This window comes from Spirulina subsalsa FACHB-351, from assembly GCF_026130165.1.
Classification (GTDB): Bacteria; Cyanobacteriota; Cyanobacteriia; order Cyanobacteriales; family Spirulinaceae; genus Spirulina_A; species Spirulina_A subsalsa_A.
The window spans coordinates 1-22634 of sequence record NZ_JAIHOM010000086.1 but is presented as its reverse complement, the minus strand read 5'-3'; the positions used below and the strand labels follow the sequence as shown (position 1 = coordinate 22634).

Below are 22634 nucleotides of genomic sequence, written 5' to 3'. Positions count from 1 at the left end.
AATGCGGTCGGGCAGACCGTATCAACGCTCGTCGAGGGTAAAGATATCGGGGTTGGAGTTTATACTCCAGCTAGAGTCTCCCTGTGACACGAGAATCCCCGACCGTTTACGGCGGGGAGTTGTCAACCCCATCCCCTACCGAGGAAGACTTGCAAGGCTATACAGGAGAGATTCAAGCGTTAATTGGCGATCGCGACGTGCTAGATTTAGTTCACCTCCCCGTTATGACCCAAAGGGAAACCCTCGCCGCCCTACAGATTGGCAATAGTATCATCCCCGCCACCTACATTACAGGGTCTTCCCTCTTCCCTGTCCTGGTTTGTTCGGCCGTTAAACTTTCCATTCTCCATGGTCATGGGGCGACCTCTCCCTTTAGCTACGCTTGCTATGGTTTTCTGGTCTGTAATATCTTGCGGGATGTGGAAAACGGCGTGAAATTTGGTCAGTTAGCCCTCACCGTGGCCAATCAACTGGATATTAAAGCCGTTAAACCGGAACCCTTAGCAACAGTCGGTTTATTTATCCTCCATCGCCAATTTTTAGCCCAAGACACCCTAAACTTACCCAAAGAAGGTTACAAAATCGCCTTAGAAGTGGGGAACTTAGACTTTGCTGGACGAAGTGCCTATACCTTCTGCATCAATGCCTTTTGGGGGGGTCAACCCTTAACAACCTTGGAACGGGAAACCTATGGCTATTATCACGCCCTGAAGCAATTACACCAACAAGCCACCGCCGATTATTGTTGGATTTATTGGCGTTCCATTTTGAATTTAATGGAAGGCAGAAAGCACCCCAGCATTTTAACCGAGAATGACGACCAACCGGAAACCCTCTTACCGAAACTTTTGGCCGCCCATGATTTATTCGGACTGTATTTCTTCTACCTTTATAAACTCATGCTGGCCTATTTATTTGGGCAGTTGGAAGTAGCCCAAAGGTACAGTACCGAGCTAAAAACCCACTTTATAGGCGGTGTGGGAACAATGGGAGAACCGGCCTTTTATTTCTATGATTCCCTGTTGGCTTTAGCCCAATTTAATGGTTCTGTGGAACAACAAGCCCGATTATTGGAGCGTGTCGCCCACAATTTAACCCACCTCAAAGACCACTGGGCCCAATATGCCCCCATGAATCATCAACATAAGGTAGACCTGATTGAGGCCGAGAAATACCGCGTCTTGGGGCAGTCAGCGGCCGCTCTAGAAGCTTATGAACGGGCGATTGCCGGAGCAAAAGAACATAATTATGTACAGGAAGAAGCCCTAGCTTGTGAATGTGCCGCCCGCTTTTATCGCGCTTGGGGGAAAGAGAAAATCGCAGCCGTTTATATGCAGGAGGCTTATTATAGTTATTCACGCTGGGGCGCGAAGGCTAAAACCGAACAGTTAGAAGCGCGCTATCCCGACTTGCTCCACCCCATCCTCCAACCTAAAATTCCCAGTTTTAACGCCTTGGACACTCTCGCTACCTTAAGTGTGGGTTCATTCAATCCTCCGTCAAGTAGTCCTTCTTCGAGTTCTTCTAGCATTAACACAGTGTTGGATTTTGTGGCTATCCTCAAAGCAGCCCAAGCGTTATCGAGTAACATAGAACTGGAAAGCTTGCTGAATCAACTGACCCGGATCATTCTCCAACATTCAGGGGGCGATCGCTGCCTGTTACTCTTAAGCACCCCAGAGACAGGCTGGCAACTGCGCGCCATCGCCACCCCAGAGGAAACAGAACTCTGTAATTTAGCCCTCAATGATGGGGCTCAGATGCCCTTAGAGTTGATTCAATATGTCCAAAATACACAACATCCCGTTGTGATTGATGATCTTAAAACAGACTTGCCCATTTGGGGGGATTATCTACTAGAAAAACAACCGAAGAGTATCCTTTGTTTGCCCCTAGTTAATCAAACCCAACTTATCGGCATTGTTTATCTAGAAAATCGTCTAGCTAGTGGTGTGTTTAGTTCAGATCACCTGCTGATTTTAAACTTCCTCTGTACTCAGGCCGCCATTTCCCTCGAAAATGCTCGACTGTACCAAACCACCCAAACCGCCCTAACAAACTTGCAGGAAGCCCAATTACAAATTATTCAGAGCGAAAAAATGGCCTCCTTGGGGAATTTGGTCGCTGGAGTTGCCCACGAAATTAATAATCCCCTCGGTTTCTTACAAGGGAGTATTCAAAATACGAAGGACTATATGCAGGACTTACTGGAACACCTAGACCTTTATGAACAACATTATGGAGATGGGGGGCGAGTGATTGCAGTTCATCATCAGGAGATTGAGTTAGACTTCATCCGGGAGGATTTACCCCAACTGCTCCAAGCAATGCAGGGGGCGATTGACCGTATTGGTTCGATTAGTAAAAGTTTGCGCACCTTCTCCCGAGGAGATACCCACGAAAAAATTAGTGCGGATCTTCATGCAGGACTCGATAGCACACTGTTAATTTTAAAATACCGCTTGAAAGCCAATGTCAAACGCCCGGCCATTCAAGTGTTGAGGAATTATGGGGATATTCCCCCGGTGAACTGTTTTTTAGGGCAATTAAATCAAGTGTTTATGAACTTGATTGCCAATGCTATTGATGCCCTTGATGAGGCTAGTGTGGGGCGAAGTTTTGGCTATTTGGAAACCAATCCTAATCAGATCACGATTCAAACCCAAGTGCAGGGGAAACAGGTGATGATCACCATTGGGGATAATGGTTTAGGGATGTCTGCGGAAACCCAAGACCATATTTTTGAGCAGGGATTCACGACGAAAGCGGTGGGCAAGGGTACGGGGTTAGGTTTGGCGATCGCACAACAAATTATCATAGAAAAACATGGGGGAACGCTCAACATGACCTCTAAACCCGGTCAAGGTACGATCTTTATTATCCGTTTACCGATTTAATCAAAACCCATGACCATAGAAGTTGACTACCGCTTTCCCTTGGGAGTTGATGTCCATAAACAAGCTAAAATGATTGCCGTAGGTCAAACCGTCGGCACATGGGACGGGCGCTTTTCCCACCGCGAAGAAAGCTTACGCGCTCACCTCGCCCAAGTCGTGAACGTAGTAGAAGATGACACCGGAAGCACCGCCACCATCCACTTTCCCGAAAGCAACGTAGAAGGGGATATCGCCAGCCTACTCACCATGATTTTCGGCAAATATTCCATGGCAGGACAAGGCAAAATCATTGACCTGCGCTTACCCCAACACTACGGCAAAGAACCCACGGTGGGAATGAGTGGCATTCGGGAACGTTTAGGAGTTCCCCATCGCCCCCTCATCATGGCCATTTTTAAACCCGCCCTTGGACTCTCCCCAGAAGATCATGCCCTGATTTTTTCTCAAGTCGCCCATGCCGGCCTTGATATCATCAAAGATGATGAAATCCTGCCTAATTTGGACATTGCCCCCACGAAAAAACGCTTAGAAGCTTGTTTAGAAGTTATCCACGAGGTAAAAGCCAAAACGGGTCGCACCGTCCTCTATGCTGTGAATGTTACCGGGTCAGCCGAGGACTTAATCAAGAATGCTCGTAAACTGGTTTGGAAAGGGGCAAACGCCCTGTTGTTAAACGTCCTCACCTACGGCTTTTCTGTCCTTGATACCTTAGCCAGCGACCCAGAAATTAACGTTCCCATCTTTGCTCATCCGGCCTTTGCGGGCGCGCTCTGTGCTGCTCCCCATACCGGGTTAGCCTATAGTGTGGTTTTGGGGACTCTCATGGCGCACGGGGGAGCCGATGCGGTGCTGTATCCTGCTCACTATGGCAGTTTACCCTTTGACCCCCAAGAAGAAGCGAAAATCTGCCAAATTCTCCGCCAGCGCAATGTTTTCCCGGTTCCTTCGGCGGGCATTCATCCGGGCATTTTACCCCAAGTGATTCAAGATTACGGCCCGGATGTGATTCTCAATGCAGGCACAGGGATTATGGATCATCCCGAAGGTCCGGCCGCTGGGGTACGCGCCTTTTTTGAGGCTTGGGAACGATTACAAGGGGGGGGAGCTTTTGACTTGGCTAGTTTACCCGAGGGGGCGTTAAAGCGGGCGGTGGAAAAATGGGGAAGTGCTTGAAAGGTTAGGGAATAGGGAACAATTAATAATTATCAATTATTAATTCCCACATTTCACTGTTCACTGTATCCCACTTTCTCAAACAACAATCGACGGGTATTGTGGGGCGCAGAATATAGGGTAATCGACCAATAACGTGGGGGTAACTCCGGCAGACGTTCGGCCCACTCAATGGCCGTAATTCCCGCTTCTACTTCGATGCCATCCCAATAGGTTTCTAAGGCTAAAGATTCCACTTCTTGGGGCTGTAAGCGGTACAAATCTATATGATACAAAGGTAAACGCCCCTCCACATATTCATTAATCAGGGTAAAGGTCGGGCTTAAAATGGGTTCTTTAATGCCCAAACCTTCCCCCAATGCTTGAACAAATGTGGTTTTTCCTGCCCCTAGCTCCCCGGATAACAGGAGAATAGTGGCGGGGGGGATAGTTTCCCCCAAACGACGGCCAAAAGCTTGTAAAGCCGCTAAATCGCAATCTGGTAGCTCAATTTTATCCTCCACAGTATCCCTCATCCTTCTACCGTTAATTGATCATCGGCAAACTTAATGCCGTGGGTGCGGCCATACCAACGGATTAGCACCTTGGCTAATCGTTGATGATCATGGCGCACATAGCCTGTTTCTCCATCTTCATCCATGATATTCGCGGCTACAATGCGCCGTCCTAAATTGCCGACTTCCTCCCGATCTAAGAATACGGGATGGGAATTGTCTTGAGCATAACGGATCAGGGTGTGGGCGGAGGGGGTGCGACGGTGGACGACGACGGCATCAAATAACCGTTTTCCACAAACGCGGTCAATGGCGCGAATATGGTCGGCAACGGTATAACTATCGGTTTCTCCCGGTTGGGTCATGATATTACAAACATAAATGCGGGGGACTTTGGTTTTTGCGATCGCCGCTCGAATTTCCGGCACCAACAAATTAGGAATCACACTGGTGTAGAGACTCCCGGGCCCCATAATAATAAAATCCGCCTCCTCAATGGCCCGAATCGCCGCAGGTAAAGCCGGGGGGTGTTCTGGGGTGCAGCCAATCTCTACAATTTTGCCCCCCGCTTGGGGAATTTTCGACTCCCCTTCCACCCAACGACCATCGGCCATTTTCGCCCAAAGTCGCACATCTGAAAGCGTCGCAGGCAAGACCCGGCCACGCACCGCCAAGACTTTGGAACTGGCTGCGATCGCCTGTTCCAAATCCCCCGTAATCTCACTCATCGCCGTCAAAAACAAATTGCCAAAACTATGACCCGACAAGCCATCCCCCGCATTAAAGCGATATTGAAACAACTCCGTTAATAACTTCTCCTCATCCGCCAAAGCCGCCACACAATTCCGAATATCCCCCGGCGGCAACACCCCAATCTCCCGCCGTAAACGTCCAGAAGACCCCCCATCATCCGCCACCGTCACAATCGCCGTAATATTCGCACTATACTCCTTCAAACCCCGCAACAGCGTAGATAAACCCGTCCCCCCCCCAATGGCCACAATACGCGGCCCCCGATTGAGACGACGACGAGTCATCAACGCATCAATCAAGCGTTGTTCACTCCCCGGATTTAACACCTCCGTAATCGTGCCGAAACTGCGCGTCTGTCCCCAAAACAGCAAAAAAACCCCCAACACCACCGCCACCGGTCCAGAGATATAACTCGGCAAAATCCGAGCAATTAACTCCAAAATTTCCGAAAAAAACCACATCAGGCGGTAAATTGGCGTGAGTCCCACCCAAATAGCAATCCCTAAAACCGTCAGGACAAACCCCGTGACACTAATCAACAGCCAACGTTTAATGAGAATCCCCGGAGCCAGCCACTTAAACCAGTGGTTCATTTCCTTCGGAGTGCGCCGACTCACTGCCGCCAAATGGCTTTTTTCGAGTCTGAGATTGCGTAATGCTTGTTCGATTAGACCAATGGACATAGTAAATGATAACTAACGGAGTGTGTTCAGCAGAGTGACAGTGTACCGATCAGGACGTTTTAGCGGCAATCTTGAGCTAGAAAGCCAACCTTTGACCCAGTTTACATAAATCCTCAAGATGTCCTAAAGGTAAATAGTTCGGGCTACAGTCTTAGAAGCAGGTTGTGCCGGATAGGAGTGTAAAGTTTTAAGTGCAATCTTAGGCAGGAATCGTTAAAAGAGCAAATGGCATTGTCTACAACCCCTTCTCTACGAGATACTACGCGAACAGAACAAACGATTTTAGGCATTGACCCCGGTTTAGCCCAGTTGGGTTTCGGGTCAATTCACTGTCGGAATGTCCCCCTCACTCCTGTTTCCGCAAGGTCTGACCAGAAACCCGTACAATTATTGGATTTTGGAGTCATAGAAACGCCGAAAAAAACCCCCATCGGTCAACGCCTTTCCACCATCTACGAGGATCTACACACCCTGTTAACCGAAATCCAACCGGATTTAGTCGCCATTGAAAAGTTCTTTTTTTATCGCATGAGCAACACCATCCTCGTAGCACAGGCCCGAGGGGTAGTATTGTTAGTTCTCGCCCAGCATAATGTTCCCTATCTGGAGTTCACCCCAGCACAGGTCAAGCAAGCCCTCACAGGGTATGGCAACGCCGACAAGCAGGAGGTACAAGCCGCCGTGGCGCGAGAGTTGGAGTTAGAACAGTATCCGAAACCCGATGATGCAGCCGATGCTTTAGCCCTAGCGTTAACCGCTTGGTTTTCTGGGATATAGCGTTTCCAAATCATTAATCAACTCTCAGAGAAGTTTCTCATAATACTTCAAGCTCCTTGTAACCCTTGTATACTATTCCCTATTCCCTATTACCTATTCCCTGTTTCCTTTGCTTTCCCTTGTGGATTACAAAACTCAAATGGGAACGCTCTATAGCTAGTCCTAATGAGACGTGAACTCTGGGCTATTGTCCTATGTCGATTCCAGGCGAGCCTTTTTTGCACGACTCAGATAGGTTCGCTATATAACAACAATTGAATCAACTTTGGCACACTTTTTTCACAAAATCTGTCATTTTTCAAATGAAAAATGGACTAAATAGGTTAAACCAAATTGAATAAATAACTATTTAAAATTTGCCATCAAACTTACATAAATTTAACAAAAATAATTAAGAATTGCCTCGACATTCCAGAGTAGAGTTGCCATACTTAAAGCGATGTTTGAGCAAGCATCTATTAAGGAGGGGGCAATGAAATCAAGTATTTGGTTAGGATTCCTGACAACAGTAGGACTCTGGGGCAGCTTTATCCCCCCACTTCTCGCCCAAACTCCCCCCGTTCAGTCTATCCCTCAAGATACCCGACTCACCGAAGCCGAAGCACTCAATCAGCAAGTGATTCAACTTTATCAAGAGGGGAAATATGAAGAAGCCATTCCCCTTGCTCAGAGAGCCTTAGCTATTCGCCAGCAGGTGTTAGGAATAGAACATCTTGATGTAGCCACCAGCCTCAACAACTTGGCAATATTATATGATTCTCAAGGGAGATATGCAGAAGCTGAACCCCTGTATATTCAAGCCTTGGAGATGTATAAACGCCTGTTAGGACAAGAACATCCTGATATAGCTAGTAGCCTCAACAATTTAGCACTTTTGTACCAGTCTCAAGGCAGATATGCAGAAGCCGAACCCCTGTATATTCAAGCCTTGGAGATGTATAAACGCCTGTTAGGAGAAGAACATCCCGATGTAGCCAGCAGCCTCAATGATTTGGGACTTTTGTACTTATACCAAGGCAGATACGCAGAAGCTGAACCCCTGTATATTCAAGCCTTGGAAATGAGGAAGCGCCTGTTAGGAGAAGAACATCCTGCTGTAGCAATCAGCCTCAACAATTTGGCATTATTGTACTTATACCAAGGCAGATATGCAGAAGCCGAACCCCTGTATATTCAAGCCTTGGAAATGAGGAAGCGCCTGTTAGGAGAAGAACATCCTGATGTAGCAATCAGCCTCAACAATTTGGCATTATTGTACTTATACCAAGGCAGATACGCAGAAGCTGAACCCCTGTATATTCAAGCCTTGGAAATGAGGAAGCGCCTGTTAGGAGAAGAACATCCTGATGTAGCAATCAGCCTCAACAATTTGGCATTATTGTACTTATACCAAGGCAGATACGCAGAAGCCGAACCCCTGTATATTCAAGCCTTGGAAATGAGGAAGCGCCTGTTAGGAGAAGAACATCCTGATGTAGCAATCAGCCTGAACAACTTGGCAGGATTGTACTATTCCCAAGGCAGATATGCAGAAGCCGAACCCCTGTATATTCAAGCCTTGGAAATGAGGAAGCGCCTGTTAGGAGAAGAACATCCTGATGTAGCCACCAGCCTCAACAACTTGGCGGCATTGTACCAATCCCAAGGCAGATACACAGAAGCTGAACCTCTTCATATTCAAGCATTGGAGATGTATCAAGACCTGTTAGGACTAGAACATTCTCTTGTAGCAACCAGTCTCAACAACTTGGCAGTATTGTATAAATCCCAAGGGAGATACCCGGAAGCTGAACCTCTGTATATTCAAGCCTTGGAGATGAGGAAACGTCTATTAGGAGCAGAACATCCTGATGTAGCCGCCAACCTCAATAATTTAGCAGAATTGTACAGTTTCCAAGGGAGATATGCAGAAGCCGAAACCCTACATATTCAAGCATTAAAAATATGGAAACGCTTGTTAGGAGAAGACCATCCTGCTGTAGCAACCAGCCTCAACAACTTGGCAGGATTGTACTATTCCCAAGGTAGATACGCAGAAGCCGAACCCCTAAATATTCAAGCCTTGGAAATGAGGAAGCGCCTATTAGGAGAAGAACATCCTGATGTAGCAATCAGCCTCAACAGCCTGGCATTATTGTACTATTCCCAAGGCAGATACGCAGAAGCCGAACCTTTGTATATTGAAGCCTTAGAAATGAGGAAGCGCCTATTAGGAGCAGAACATCCTGCGATCGCCACTAGCCTCAATAACTTAGCATTATTGTACAGTTCCCAAGGTAGATACGCAGAAGCTGAACCCTTATATATTGAAGCCTCAGAAATATGGAAACGCCTATTAGGAGCAGAACATCCTGCTCTAGCAAGTGGCTTCAATAATTTATCCGGATTATATGAATCCCAAGGCAATATTAGTCCTGCGGTTAACTTCCTTCGTCAAGGATTAGACGTAGAAGAACACAACCTTGATTTCATCCTTGCTGTAGGTTCAGAATCCCAAAAACAGGATTATATGAATACTCTCTCTGGGACAACGGATAGAGCCATCTCCCTCCACCTGCAAACTGCCCCCAATGACCTTGAAGCGGCACAACTCGCCCTAACTACCCTCCTCCGCCGTAAAGGACGCATTCTCGAAGCGGTTACGAATAACCTGCAAACCCTCCGCCAACACCTCACCCCTGCTAATCAACCACTCCTCGATAACCTAACTGACACCCGTTCCCAACTGGCCGCTCTCACCTTTAATCCCCCCGCTACCCTTCCCCCCGAACAATATCGCCAACAACTCAGCCAACTGCAAACCCAAGCCAATGAACTAGAAGCCCAACTCGCCCGTAATAGTGCAGAATTTCGCTTACAAACAGCACCCGTTACCATTGAAGCGATTCAAGCCTTAATTCCCCATGATGCGGCTTTAATTGAACTGGTGGTTTATCGACCTTTTAACCCCAAAGCAGCGCGGGGAGAACAGTGGGGAGAACCTCACTATGGGGCTTATCTGCTCCAATCTACCGGAAACCCCCAATGGGTGGACTTGGGGCCGACAGAACCCATTGATGCGCTCAGAGTGCGGGTTCACCGCGCCCTGACGACTCGCACTCGTTCCCCGGAAGCTTCTGTTAAGCCTCTAGCGCGGGAGTTGGATAAAGTCTTGATGGAGCCGATTCGCGCTCAATTGGGCAATACTAAGCAATTCCTTATTTCTCCTGATGGACAGTTAAACTTACTACCTTTTGCGGCTTTGGTGGATGAAAAGGGACAGTATCTTGTGGAAAATTACTCTATTACCTACCTCACCACAGGACGGGATTTAATCCGCTTGCAATATTCTCCACCCAGCCAAAACCCCCCTCTGATTGTGGCGAATCCTGATTATATCCAAGCCAATCCTCCTAGAATAGTGGCCAGTCGGGGAGGGGGAGAGGCTCAACGTTCCATTGATTTAGCTCAATTGACGGTGGATTCTCTTCCGGGTGCTGCTGAGGAGGGTCAGGTGTTGGCCAATTTACTCCGCGATGCGCTGGTGTTAACTGGGAATGGAGCGACGGAAAATGTGGTGAAACAAACTCCATCCCCTCGGATTTTTCACTTGGCGACTCATGGCTTTTTCTTGCCGGATTTAGAATCACTCACACCCTCGACTCGACGAGTCTCATCTGGGCAAGCTCTGCCTCTGTTCCGCCCTGTAGAAAGTTCCCTGTTGCGTTCTGGTTTGGCCTTAGCGGGGTTTAATAAGCGTCGCAGTGGGGGCGAGGATGGGGTTTTAACGGCGTTGGAGGTGGCGGGGTTGAATTTGTGGGGGACTCAGTTGGTGGTGCTGTCGGCCTGCCAGACGGGGATAGGTGAGGTGAATAATGGGGAGGGGGTTTATGGGTTGCGTCGGGCGCTGGTGATGGCGGGTTCCCAGAGTCAGGTGATGAGTTTGTGGGCTGTGTCGGATGGGGGGACAAAGGATTTTATGGTGGGGTATTATGAGCGGGTTTTGAGGGGCGAGGGGCGAGGGGAGGCGCTGCGTCAGGTGCAGTTGGGGATGTTAGGGAGTGAGAGGTATGGGCATCCTTACTATTGGGCGGCGTTTATTCCGTCGGGGGATTGGCGAGGGATGGGGGATTGAAAGATTAATCTGTCTGGCACACCTGACAAAGGATTGGGGGGTGTTTGGCTGTTTTCCTATCAATCTAATTCAATGGAGGGGGAATCGGGACTACTGAGGTCGATATAACGGATTTTGCGGTCTTGAATGTGGGTGGGAAGGTCGCGCATTTCGGCGAGGACGCGCAGCTGTTCGGGGAAACGGTTGCTGTTATATGCTCCCAGATGAACTTTGCCGATTTCGGTGGTGAGGGTTAAGTTACCGGGGGATTGGAGATTAATCTCTTGGATTTGAACGGTGGAACGTTGGACGTTTTGATAAATTTCTGACCAGTAGGGTAGGAGAAGATGGGTTAGGCCGACTACGACTAATTTAGGGGGGTCTGGGAGGCTGTCTAGGTCGCCATAGCTGCTTTTGGGTAGCCAAACGCCTTCGGCATCAATAAAGCCCATTTCTAGTTCTCCGGGGGTGTGGTGGGAGGGTTGGGAGGAACGGGCGATCGCAACGGGACGACGTTCTTGGATGATGACGGTTAAACTGGGGGGCAGTAACTTCCGGGTGACGGTGGCTTTGGCAATGGGTGCGATCGCCTCAATTTCTTGGGTCAGCTTTTGCGGTTCTAGTTCTATGATGGGCTGGGGATAGTCTAACGGGAGTAAGGAACGAATGGCGGCCACAGGCAGCAGGTGATTGCCTTCAATCTCCACCTGGTCCGGTTCATAAATCACCCAATTGGGCAATGTCACCACCCAAACTAAACCACCTGTTAAACTACCCACAAAAAGCGATCGCCAAATGGTCTGAATCAGTTTGACCTGGCGACGGCGTTTAAGCTGTTGTCGGCGACTTTTTAAATCGTTGGAGGAGATGGACGCAATCACAGTCATCTAGGGGGCTACGATTTTTTGTATCCTGTCAAAAGTCCGTTGACTTGGGGCATTATGCTGATACAAGCATCATATCCCAAGTCTAAAAGATTGGGCAGTAATTCCCCAAATTGATTCTTTCTAGAGAGAATAGTCTGGGCTGTCTCCTTGTTCACAAAATTTCACACACTTGTCATAATCCCCTGTTAGTCTGTTAAATAATCTTGACATTCAGCAACTTGGCCGTTGTCTGTCTAACAGGGCGAGGTTAGACAATCTTCTCGTCTAGACTTCGATCATCAGGGAAATTACGCATAAATCTTGACAATTGGGAATATTTATGGTCACTCAAACTTGTTTAGAGAAACCAGCATCAGGGTTCGACATGAAATTGCATCTACTTCAGTTTTTCAAGGCTTGTAATCCAAGCAAGACGATTAATTCAGCTAATCCACAGGAACGGCAATACTACATTGATTTTTCTGCCGTGCGGGGGGGGAAAGTGGTGGAGGCGCTCGAACGCACCATTACCCGTCTCTCCCCCGATGAACCGACTTGTCAACTGTTTACCGGACATATTGGTTGCGGGAAGTCTACCGAATTGTTACGGTTAAAAGCCCGTTTAGAAGAACAGGATTTTCATGTGGTCTATTTTGAATCGAGTCGGGATTTAGATATGGCCGATGTGAGTGTGAGTGATATTTTATTGGCGATCGCCCGTTCCGTCAGTGAAAGTCTCGAAAACGCCGGAGTTCGCCTGAAACCGGCCTATTTCCAAAACCTGTTTCAGGAAGTGAAAGACTTCCTCCAAGTTCCCGTAGAACTCAATGCTGAAGCAGAATTATCCCTCGGCATTGCTCGGATTACGGCCAAAACCAAAGAAAACCCCAAACTACGGGAACAACTCAAACAATCCCTAGAACCCCGCACAGAGAGCATTTTACGCGCCATTAACCAAGAAATTCTAGAGCGGGGCAATCAAGAATTACAATATCAAGGCAAACAGGGGCTAGTGGTCATAGTCGATAACTTAGACCGTATTACCCCCCGTCCGGCCACTTCCACGCGATCGCTCCCAGAACACCTCTTTATTGACCGGGAATCCCAACTGCGGCGCTTACAATGCCATCTCGTCTATACCATCCCCCTCAATCTGATTTTCTCCAACGACTACCAAACCCTGAAAAACCGTCTCGGGGGAGGAGTTGCCCCCACCATCTTACCCATGGTTCCCGTACAGAATCGCCAAGGGCAAAAACACAGCCAAGGCATGGGTTTACTTCGTCAGTTAGTCTTAGCCCGTGCCTTCCCCGATCTTGACCCAGAAACCCGTTTAACCCTGATTTCAACTATCTTCGACCATCCCGACACCCTCGACCGTCTCTGTCGCGTCAGTGGGGGACATATTCGGAACTTACTCGGCCTCCTCTTCACCTGTTTACGGCAGGATGACCCTCCCATTTCCCGAGAATGTGTAGAAAGCGTCATCGGGGCCTATCGAGATGATATTCTTCTGGCCGTCGAGGACCACGAGTGGGAATTAATTTTGGAGGTGGTTAAAAAGCAAGACCTCAGTGGGGAGCAAGACTATCAGATTCTGTTGCGCAGTATGTTTGTCTTTGAATACCGGGATGAACAAGGGCGCTGGTTTGGTATTAATCCTGCTTTGGCAGAAACCGACAAGTTTAAAGCCTTAATATCAGCCGGATCTCCTATGAAATAGCGCAATATTCGCTACAGTTTGTAAGGATTTGGCGATCGCTCTATCTTTTATCAGTGGTCTGTGCTGAAGCGCAACTACGAACCGAGGATTTGGCGATCGCTCTATCTTTTATCAGTGGCCTGCGCTGAAGCGCAACTACGAACCGCAGAAAAAATGCCTAGAATCGACTATAAACCACGATTCTAGGCATTTAATTAAGATGAACTAAGGTAAGGTTGACACCAAACCCTAGAACAAACCCAAGGTTAAAGATTCAGCAATGGGGAAAGTTGCACCAGCACCTAACCAGAGGGTTATGGCAGTCCCGGCGAGGAAAATAACCATCGCCACAGGACGACGGAAGGGGTTTTGAAACTTGTTCACACTTTCAATAAAGGGAACTAGAATTAACCCTAAAGGAATACTGGACATGGCTGCAATCCCTAACAGTTTGTTGGGGACAATGCGCAAAATTTGGAAGGTGGGGTATAAATACCACTCCGGCAGAATCTCTAAAGGAGTTGCAAAGGGATTAGCGGGTTCGCCCACCATGGCGGGGTCTAAAACAGCCAACCCAATACACAAGGCAATGGTGGCCATGATGCAGATGGGAAACACATACAGCAGGTCATTGGGCCAAGCCAGTTCGCCATAGGTGTTGTGACCCATCCCTTTAGCAATTTTGGCGCGGACGACCGGATTATTTAAGTCCGGCTTTTTTAAGTTGGACATGGTGGAAAATTGCTCCTTAAACCGTATCGTTATTGAGAACTAGCCCGTTAAGACTATGGATCAGGACGAAACTATCGGAATTGATTTGATTTTACTCAATCTCTTAGTTAATACATCGTCCTTGTTATGGGATGTAACAAGATTTCTGGATTTAGAGGGGACCAGAAATGCCTTGTTTGCGGATCATGAGGAAGTGCGCCAACATGAAGACGGCAATCATCCAAGGCAGAACGAAGGTGTGTAAGCTGTAGAAACGGCTCAGGGTGGCTTGTCCAACGGAAGCACCACCGCGCATCAGTTCAACCAGTTGATCTCCGACTACGGGAATGGCCGCAGGTACGCCAGACACAATATTAACCGCCCAGTAACCCACTTGGTCCCAAGGAAGAGAGTAACCTGTCACCCCAAAAGAAACGGTGATCACAGCCATCACAACCCCTGTCACCCAAGTTAATTCCCGGGGACGTTTGAATCCTCCGGTGAGGTACACGCGGAAGACGTGCAGGATCATCATTAAGACCATCATGCTCGCTGACCAACGGTGAACAGAACGAATCAACCAGCCAAAGTTCACATCAGTCATGATGTATTGAACAGAGTTGAAGGCTTCTGTTACCGTGGGACGGTAGTAGAAGGTCATGGCGAAACCAGTGGCAAACTGGATCACGAAACAAACGAGGGTGATCCCCCCAAGGCAGTAGAAGATGTTCACATGGGGGGGAACATATTTACTGGTAATGTCATCCTCAAGTGCTTGCACATCGAGGCGTTCTTGAAACCATTGATAAACTTTTGAGTCTCTTGCTTGCTTAGTAAACATGAAGCCAGAATTCCTAGGGCAATAAAAAGATTGTGTTACGGTCAAATCCAGTCAAGACTGGATTGTACAACGATAAAGATGGAGGGCAAGGGTCTACTTTAATCGCATCCGGGGTCAAGTAGAGTTTTCTGAATGTCCTCTTTAAAAAATGTAACATGAAAACCTGAGCAGGAGATTATAGGCTAGGTCTTTTTGGTCAGGGAGGGGAAAAGATTGCTGACCAGTCAGGCTGTTTGTCCTTTTGTCAACTGTAGTCCTGATGCGCCGTCTTTGAACAATCAGAGTAAACCGTCAATCATGCCCCATGTCCCTGGTCCCCCTGTGAAGAGTGGAAGGCTTGCCCCTTCAAAACCTTTCCTCTCCTTTCTCTCCTGATTAAGTATTATGAAGATTAAGGTTAAATTTTCGATCGGATCACTCATGGGAAAACGAGGTTTTTGGGTTGGACTGTTAATCAGTGTGACGTTTGTGTTGTTCTGGTTGGGGGGAATGCCCCAAGCGGCGGCGTTTACGGAGGATCAGAAGGTGTTCCTCCAAGCTTGGCGAATTGTGAATCAGGCTTATTTAGATGAGCAGTTTAATGGTCAAAATTGGTGGTTACTGCGCCAGAAAATCCTCCGGCGACATTTTGACGATCGAGAGGAGACGTATCAGGCGATTGAGGAGATGTTGCGGACTCTTGATGATCCGTTTACTCGTTTGTTGCGACCGGAACAGTATCGGAGTTTGCAGGTGAGTACCTCTGGGGAGTTGTCGGGGGTAGGATTACAGATTGACCTTAATCCAGAAACCCATCAGTTGGAGGTGGTGGCACCGATTGCGGGATCTCCGGCGGCGGCTGTGGGGATTCAAGCGGGGGATTTAATCTTGGCGATTGATGGGGTGCCGACGGGGAATATGGCGCTTGATGATGCGGCCATGCGGATGCGGGGGAAAACGGGAACTCATGTGAGTTTGACTGTGGAACGGCCGGGGCAGTCGGGACAACAGACCTATGAGATTCGGCGCGATCGCATTGAATTAAATCCGGTGTACGCTCGTTTAGATGAGGAGACGGCGACTGTGCCGATTGGCTATGTGCGTTTGTCTCAGTTTAGTGCTAATGCGACTCAAGAATTGAAAAATGCGATCGCCCAACTCAGCCAACAAGGGGCGCAAGGCTTTATTCTAGACCTGCGTAACAATCCCGGTGGCCTCCTCCAAGCGGGGGTCGATATTGCCCGTCTGTGGCTTAATGACAGCACTATTGTCTATACAGTGAACCGTCAGGGAATGTTAGATAGTTTTGATGCAGAACACAACGCCCTCACTAATGCGCCTTTAGTGGTATTGGTCAATCAAGGCACAGCCAGCGCCAGCGAGATTTTAGCCGGAGCCCTACAAGACAATCACCGCGCTCAGTTAGTGGGAGAAAAAACCTTTGGCAAGGGGTTAATTCAATCCCTCTTTGAGTTGCCCGACGATTCAGGATTAGCTGTTACTGTCGCGAAGTACGAAACCCCCAATCATAAGGATATTCACAAGTTGGGGATTATGCCGGATCAAGTTGTACATCAAGACCCAATTCTATTAGATGAGGTGGGGACTGAGGTAGATTTACAATATCAAGCCGCCATTCAGTTAATGGCTCCTCTTTTAACTCATGGTCCCTCTCCTTCGGCCCCAGTCGCTTTGAGCGCTCTGAAGCAATCCCCTTAGAAAGGCCAGGTCGGGGTAAAATCCCCATCCCAAACTTCTCACCTCCTAACCTTAATGAAAACCGACACTATATTGGACTTAACTTTCTGGATTGGTATCCGCTTCTTCATCCATGAGTTCATGAAAACGCTCTCGCCCGGCCTGATAATCCTTACTGGCATAGCCTAATACGGTGCGGATAATCCACTTTTGAGGATGTTTGTCTTGCAGGAGTTGGGCGATCGCATAACGTAAGACTTCCTCCTCCTCCAGAAACTCGCTCACAAACCAGTCTCGCGTCTCCTTAAAGGCATTGCGGGGGTTCTCCTGATAAAAAGCCTCATACACCTCCCCCACCTCCTGTTTAAAGCCCTTTTTCGTCTCACTCTGTAACTGGTCTTTATACCCAGCAATCGCACCTTTACTCAAGAGATATTTCTGAAAACTTTGGTAACGTTTCGCGGGAACGCCGGGGAGACGGTGATAGAGATAATCCGCCGCGATCGCATTTAACACCGAATTCCCCAAAAACTTAATCTGTGTCACCCCCTCCACCCGTTCCGTCTCATCCTTAAGATAACGTTGCAATAATGGAGCGATCAAATGTTTTTCTATCCAGTGACTGGTTTGAGAAAACCCTCGCTCTAGCTGAATTGCCCCCACTAAGGCATAAAAGCCATCCACAAAGGGATTATCTTGTTTTTGGCGTAAAACCGCCCGCTTTTCCGTCAACACCAAAAAGGGGTAGGAATCCCCTAAACCTAACTGAAACCAAGTTTTCGTTAAACGATCCGGTTCTGTCAACTTACCCAACAAGCCTTTATAATTCGCCACTTGAAGATAAGGACAGCGATGATAAAGATAATCTGCGATCGCCCCTTGAGTAATCATTCCCCCCAACACCGCCAAACGCTCGTTATTCTCTTCCGGTGCATTAATCTGTTTCGCATAGGAAGGATGACTCAACGCCAAAAACAGCACCTCGGGATTTTTAAACTTCAGACTAATCTTTTCTTCTACTGGGGCAGGATTCCAGTCCATCATAATATTTAGGGATCAAGGGGCGCATTCTACCCTATATTCTAACCTAGTCCCCCCGAACCCACGCGGCAACCCGACCCCTTCCCTGCAAACCCCCACAAATTGCGGTAGCATTTAAGCTGTAGTTTTTGGGTCCCCTAGGTTCGACGGTTTTCTAACTTCTACGAGGTTTTCATGACAGCATCTTCTCCCCCTGCCTCAGATATACCCTCCAAACCTCCCCGAGAAAGCGATTGGCGTTTATTATTAAAACTCATTCCCTATGCTCGCGCCAATAGTGGAATTTTTTGGCTGTCTATGTTTTTACTCATCCCCGTTGCCGTTGCAGGAGAAATTCAGCCCTTAATTATTGGACAAGCCATTTCACTCCTCCAACAAGAATCAACTTGGGGAATCCTAGAAGGACTCTCTATCCGAGAAGGACTCAACTTTTTAATTCAAGTTCTCCTAATAACTATTGTCATTCGTTTAGCTTTTGCTTCCCTACAAGGTTATCTCGTCCAAAAAGTAGGACAAGAAATTACCGCCCGCGTGCGAGAAGATTTATTTACCCACGTTTTATCCCTCTCCTCCCGCTTCTTTGATCGGACTCCAGTCGGGGCGTTAGTCACTCGAATTACTAGCGATGTAGAAGCATTAGGAGATGTCTTTGCTACGGGAGCAATTGGCATTGTCAGCGATTTTGTGTCAATTATTGTCATTGTTATTGCGATTTTTCTACTGCAATGGCAACTGGCGTTAATGTTAATTTTAATGCTTGTCCCTGTCACCGCCCTTATTATCTATTTTCAACAACAATACCGCAAGGCAAACTATCGAGCGCGAGATGAGCTATCTAAACTCAACTCCATGTTAGCGGAAAATATTTCCGGAATTAATGTGGTTCAACTCTTTAGGCGAGAAAGATTCAATACAGAAAAATTTAGGGTGATTAATGAACGGTATCGCGATGAGGTCGATAAAACAATTTTTCATGATTCTGCTGTATCCGCAACCTTAGAATGGATTGCCTTAGTTGCCATTGCTGGAGTTCTATGGTTAGGTGGTGTTCTAGTATTAAGAGATTATTTAAGTTTTGGGGTTTTATCCGCTTTTATCCTCTATTCTCAACGGTTATTTTCCCCTTTAAGACGATTTGCGGAAAAATTTACCATGATTCAATCCGGTTTTACTGCCATTGAACGGGTGAATGAAATTCTTAAACAACCCATTGAAATTAGAGATTCAGAACGAGATACTTATGATCGTTCTTTGATGTCCTACTCCCAAGTTTCTGATGAGCAAAAGGGAGAAATTTCTTTTGAAAATGTGTCTTTTTACTACAAGCCCGGTGAATATGTTTTAAAAAATCTAAACTTTACGATTAAACCCGGAGAGAAAATCGCCCTCGTTGGTCCAACGGGAGCCGGAAAAAGTTCTATTATTCGTTTACTTTGTAGGTTATATGAACCCACAGAGGGACGAATTTTAGTCGATGGGATGGATATCCGAGAGATTCCCCAAGCCGAATTACGGCGTTATATTGGGGTAATTTTACAGGAAAGTTTTCTCTTTGCGGGGGATGTGAAGCGCAATATTACCCTGGGCGAAACTTATCCGTTTAGACAGATTAAAAAATCAGCCGAAATTACCAATATTGCTGGGTTTATTGAACAGTTGCCCCAAGGCTATGAAACCCAGTTAAGGGAGCGAGGAACAAATCTTTCTGGGGGACAAAAACAGTTACTAGCTTTTGCTCGGGTGGCCATTCGAGATCCCCATATTTTGGTGTTGGATGAGGCAACGGCGAGTTTAGATGTGGTAACGGAACGCTTAATTCAAGAGGCTTTAGATAAGTTATTAACTAATCGAACGGCTATTATTATTGCTCACCGTTTGTCTACGATTCGCAATGTGGATCGGATTTTAGTATTGAAGAAAGGGGAAGTGGTGGAAATGGGCAATCATGATGAGTTATTAGCCCAAGGGGGATTATATGCCAGTTTGTATCAGTTACAGATGATTGAACAAAATTAGGATGGGAAATTGAGAATTGACAATTGATAATTATTTCCAACTCCCGACTCCCCAGGTTTTTCAGCAAGCCCTACCCAGTGCGATCGCCCCATTTTGTCCCCCAAAGCCAAAACTAAGACACAGCGCATAATTCAGGGGAAAGGACTGACATTTATTCACAAAATTAAGGGCAAAAGCCGATTCTCTCAACCCCACACAGGGGGGAAGGATTTGCTCCCGTAAAGCCAACAGAGAAAAAACCACCCCCAAAGCCCCCGATGCCCCCAAAGTGTGTCCCGTTGCCCCCTTCGTTGAACTCACCCACACCGCAGGGGGAAACAACGCGGTCATAATCTGCGCCTCATTTTGATCATTTAAGGGGGTGCTAGTACCGTGACTGTGGATATAGTCAACGTCCTCCGGCCTCAAGTGACTCGATTGTAAACAATTCTCAATCGCCCTCATGGCCGAACTCCCTAGGGGATTGGGAGCGCTGACATGGTAGCCATCGGCCGTCACACCAAAGCCTAAAATCTCCCCATAAGGTGTTTTCTGACGCTGTTGAGCCAATTCCGCCGACTCCAACAACAACAGCGCTCCCCCTTCTCCCAATACTAATCCCTCCCGATGTTGATCAAACGGATAACAGCCCGTGGTAGCTAAAGCCCCCATTTTGGCAAAACCCGCCAAGGTGAGGGGGGTAATGGGGGCTTCTACGGCCCCGACTAAAACGCGCTCATACTCCCCCGTGCGGATGAGTTCATAACCTCGTGCGATCGCCCAGATTCCCGTCGCACAAGCCGCCATCGGTGCGAGAACCGCCCCCTGACTGCCCACAGAACGAGCCAAGGTTAAAGCCACTTGATGGGGTAAAGTGTCTAACCAAGGGGTGAAGGCTGTGGCCTCCCATTGGGCAGCCAGATAATCCCGTTGCGCCCACTGTTCCCACAGCCCTTGAAAACTACGACTCGATCCCACCACTACCCCACAATCGGTGAGGGGAGGTTCTAAACCACTATCCGCTAAAACATCTTTGAGCAGGGGTGAGAGTAAATCCGGCAGTTGTAGAGGGGTGTTGCCAATTGTGGCGAGGGGCAAGGCAGGAAGCTCTACAAAAGGTTGTTGTAGGCGAATCGCCGATTGATGCTGTTGTAGGGCTTGCCAACTTTGTTCTAAGTTCCCTAAAGCAGACCAGAGGCTGATTCCCGTAACAACAACTTTCATAGGTGATCAGGGGAATGGGGGGAACAGGGAACAGGGAACAGACAATAGGTAAGGCTAACAAATTAATCCCGCATTTCCCCCTCATATTTCCCCCCCTTCCAAAGGGGGGTTAGGGGGGATATTGTCCTTCCAAAGGGGGGTTAGGGGGGATATTGTCCCCCCCTTCCAAAGGGGGGCTAGGGGGGATAATCCGAGAATGGATTACCTCTTGAGATTTTCTGCACCTGCGGTCACACGGGCCGAATCAATGCGATCGCCTTGTTGAATACGATCCACAACATCCATCCCTTCCGTCACATAACCAAACACCGCATAATCTCCATCCAAGAAAGACAGATCCGCCAAAGCAAAATAGAATTGAGCCGAAGCCGAATCCGGCATCTGAGAACGCGCCATGGCTACCGCCCCCCGAGTATGATTTAACACCGGAGCCCCAGAAACCCGAGCCTGCTTAAAGGTCTTACTATAAAGAGGTTCATCTGCTCCTTGGGGTTTAATTTCCAAAGGAATATAACGCGGCCGCCCCGAATCAGGATCCACGAAACTCCCGGTTCCCAACTGATTCACCGCAACACTCGGGTTTTTGCCTTGGGGATCTCCCCCCTGCACCACAAAAGGCTGAGGGTCCCGTACTACTCGGTGAAACACAAGGTTATCATAAACCCCACGGCTCACCAGATCCACGAAATTCCCCGCCGTAATCGGTGCGTTGTCCCCATCCACCTCAATCGTAATGGGAGAGCCTTTCACCGTCATCACAACAGTGGCCTTGCCTTCTAATCTGGGTAATGTACTCATTTCTGGATTGCTCGCTTGGGCTGTAATTGTATTATTGGTTTCCGCACTAGCTTGGGTCGAGTTGTTCACGGAATCAGCACAACCCGCCAACATTAAACCACTCACGACCATCACCAGCAACAGGGATTTTAACCAAGATTTTTGAATAGTCTTCATCAGTATGTATGAACTAGAGTCCTTCGAGAGGAACTTGTAAAAAACGTGCTAACTCAGCCCCCTGATTTTCTAAGTCGGACAAGGACATCGGTTCCCCAACCCTTGTTAGGGGGAGATCCCGTTGTTTTTTCACTCGTAAGTACAACGCCCGTTTCGGGTTCAGTCCGTCCCGAATTTCCGCCCGCACGGCCTGGACATCTTCTAGTTTATACACCAGTTCGATGCGGCGGTTTTTGCCGGGGAAACCCCAGCGAAAAATTTTAACCTGTCCGGTTTTTTTGTTGAACTCATTGTAACCACCACCCACATCTAATAGGATCACCGTCAGAAGATAGAGGGTGACAGAGGTTCCGGCTAAACCATAAAACAAAAGGGCTACCCCTTGGGGGAAGAAAATTAACCCACTGGTATCACTGACCACTAAAAGGTTCACCCGGAAGTAACTCGACAGTCCGGCCAGTAAGAAACCAATTCCACCAATAGCGGAAATTACCGCCCAAAAGTAATTACTAAACCGACGGGAGCCTAAAATGTCCTTGCGTAATATCAAATCGTTATTATTGATTGTCTCTGCTGTCATCTATGAAATATCGCCGCTTCAGGCTTGAAAACTTACCTTATCTAGTGTAACCTTCTCCGCCCTAAAGGACGGAGCTTTAGCCCTAACCTGATACTCTATCTAGTAGCGAACAAGATAGCAGGTTGGTGCTTTCGGGACGGGTTACACACGCCCCCAAGAGTTTAATGTTTTGT

16 protein-coding genes are annotated in these 22634 nt (G+C 47.8%); 7 read left to right on the top strand and 9 right to left on the bottom strand.

Features of this window, described 5'->3' with window-relative positions:
- Window positions 1–83: 83 nt before the first annotated feature.
- Together K4A83_RS15920 and K4A83_RS15915 are read left to right on the top strand one after the other, a co-directional pair.
- A complete protein-coding gene (locus K4A83_RS15920) occupies window positions 84–2897 on the top strand; it encodes an ATP-binding protein (RefSeq protein ID WP_265265606.1) in 2814 nt (937 codons plus the stop codon).
- A gap of 9 nt (window positions 2898–2906) precedes the next feature.
- Window positions 2907–4070 carry a RuBisCO large subunit C-terminal-like domain-containing protein gene (locus tag K4A83_RS15915; protein WP_265265605.1) on the top strand — a complete coding sequence of 388 codons (1164 nt, stop codon included), beginning with the start codon at window positions 2907–2909 and terminating at the stop codon, window positions 4068–4070.
- 53 nt (window positions 4071–4123) lie between these two features.
- On the opposite strand, the gene tsaE is transcribed toward K4A83_RS15915, so the two are convergent.
- On the bottom strand, window positions 4124–4585 hold the full coding sequence (gene tsaE / locus K4A83_RS15910) for a tRNA (adenosine(37)-N6)-threonylcarbamoyltransferase complex ATPase subunit type 1 TsaE (protein ID WP_265265604.1): 462 nt from the start codon (window positions 4583–4585) through the stop codon (window positions 4124–4126).
- Window positions 4582–6000, bottom strand: coding sequence for a gluconeogenesis factor YvcK family protein (locus K4A83_RS15905; protein ID WP_265265603.1), 1419 nt, complete (start codon window positions 5998–6000; stop codon window positions 4582–4584). Before K4A83_RS15905 ends, tsaE begins: the two co-directional genes overlap by 4 nt.
- Window positions 6001–6225: 225 nt before the next feature.
- On the opposite strand from K4A83_RS15905, the gene ruvC reads away from it, so the two are divergent.
- Entirely contained in the window at window positions 6226–6777 is a 552-nt protein-coding gene (gene ruvC / locus K4A83_RS15900; protein WP_265265602.1) for a crossover junction endodeoxyribonuclease RuvC, read from the top strand.
- 472 nt (window positions 6778–7249) lie between these two features.
- Window positions 7250–10891 carry a CHAT domain-containing protein gene (locus K4A83_RS15895; protein ID WP_265265601.1) on the top strand — a complete coding sequence of 1214 codons (3642 nt, stop codon included), beginning with the start codon at window positions 7250–7252 and terminating at the stop codon, window positions 10889–10891.
- A 59-nt stretch (window positions 10892–10950) separates the two neighbouring features.
- On the opposite strand, the gene K4A83_RS15890 is transcribed toward K4A83_RS15895, so the two are convergent.
- Window positions 10951–11757, bottom strand: coding sequence for a cell division protein FtsQ/DivIB (locus tag K4A83_RS15890; RefSeq protein WP_265265600.1), 807 nt, complete (start codon window positions 11755–11757; stop codon window positions 10951–10953).
- Window positions 11758–12121: 364 nt separating this feature from the next.
- Here K4A83_RS15890 and K4A83_RS15885 point away from each other — a divergent pair, with 364 nt between their 5' ends.
- The gene (locus K4A83_RS15885; protein ID WP_265265599.1) at window positions 12122–13459 is read left to right on the top strand and encodes an ATP-binding protein; all 1338 of its coding nucleotides are present in this window, start codon (window positions 12122–12124) and stop codon (window positions 13457–13459) included.
- Window positions 13460–13687: 228 nt separating this feature from the next.
- Here K4A83_RS15885 and petD read toward each other — a convergent pair whose 3' ends face one another.
- Window positions 13688–14170, bottom strand: a complete 483-nt coding sequence (gene petD, locus K4A83_RS15880) for a cytochrome b6-f complex subunit IV (protein WP_265265598.1) — start codon at window positions 14168–14170, stop codon at window positions 13688–13690.
- 151 nt (window positions 14171–14321) lie between these two features.
- Window positions 14322–14990 (bottom strand): cytochrome b6, encoded by a 669-nt coding sequence (gene petB / locus K4A83_RS15875; protein ID WP_017306983.1) that lies wholly within the window; start codon window positions 14988–14990, stop codon window positions 14322–14324.
- A 420-nt stretch (window positions 14991–15410) separates the two neighbouring features.
- On the opposite strand from petB, the gene ctpA reads away from it, so the two are divergent.
- A complete protein-coding gene (ctpA, locus tag K4A83_RS15870; RefSeq protein WP_265265597.1) occupies window positions 15411–16688 on the top strand; it encodes a carboxyl-terminal processing protease CtpA in 1278 nt (425 codons plus the stop codon).
- Between the two features lie 78 nt (window positions 16689–16766).
- Here ctpA and K4A83_RS15865 read toward each other — a convergent pair whose 3' ends face one another.
- Window positions 16767–17711, bottom strand: a complete 945-nt coding sequence (locus K4A83_RS15865) for a ribonuclease III domain-containing protein (protein WP_265265596.1) — start codon at window positions 17709–17711, stop codon at window positions 16767–16769.
- A 171-nt stretch (window positions 17712–17882) separates the two neighbouring features.
- Here K4A83_RS15865 and K4A83_RS15860 point away from each other — a divergent pair, with 171 nt between their 5' ends.
- Entirely contained in the window at window positions 17883–19724 is a 1842-nt protein-coding gene (locus K4A83_RS15860) for an ABC transporter ATP-binding protein (protein WP_265265595.1), read from the top strand.
- Between the two features lie 60 nt (window positions 19725–19784).
- Here the strand turns inward: K4A83_RS15860 and K4A83_RS15855 are convergent, their stop codons facing one another.
- The 3 genes from K4A83_RS15855 to K4A83_RS15845 all read right to left on the bottom strand — a co-directional run bounded on the left by K4A83_RS15855 (window position 19785) and on the right by K4A83_RS15845 (window position 22461).
- Window positions 19785–20927, bottom strand: a complete 1143-nt coding sequence (locus K4A83_RS15855) for a beta-ketoacyl-ACP synthase (RefSeq protein ID WP_265265594.1) — start codon at window positions 20925–20927, stop codon at window positions 19785–19787.
- Between the two features lie 201 nt (window positions 20928–21128).
- Window positions 21129–21881 carry a peptidylprolyl isomerase gene (locus K4A83_RS15850; RefSeq protein WP_265265593.1) on the bottom strand — a complete coding sequence of 251 codons (753 nt, stop codon included), beginning with the start codon at window positions 21879–21881 and terminating at the stop codon, window positions 21129–21131.
- Between the two features lie 13 nt (window positions 21882–21894).
- The gene (locus tag K4A83_RS15845) at window positions 21895–22461 is read right to left on the bottom strand and encodes a photosystem I assembly protein Ycf4 (protein WP_265265592.1); all 567 of its coding nucleotides are present in this window, start codon (window positions 22459–22461) and stop codon (window positions 21895–21897) included.
- Window positions 22462–22634 lie beyond the last annotated feature (173 nt).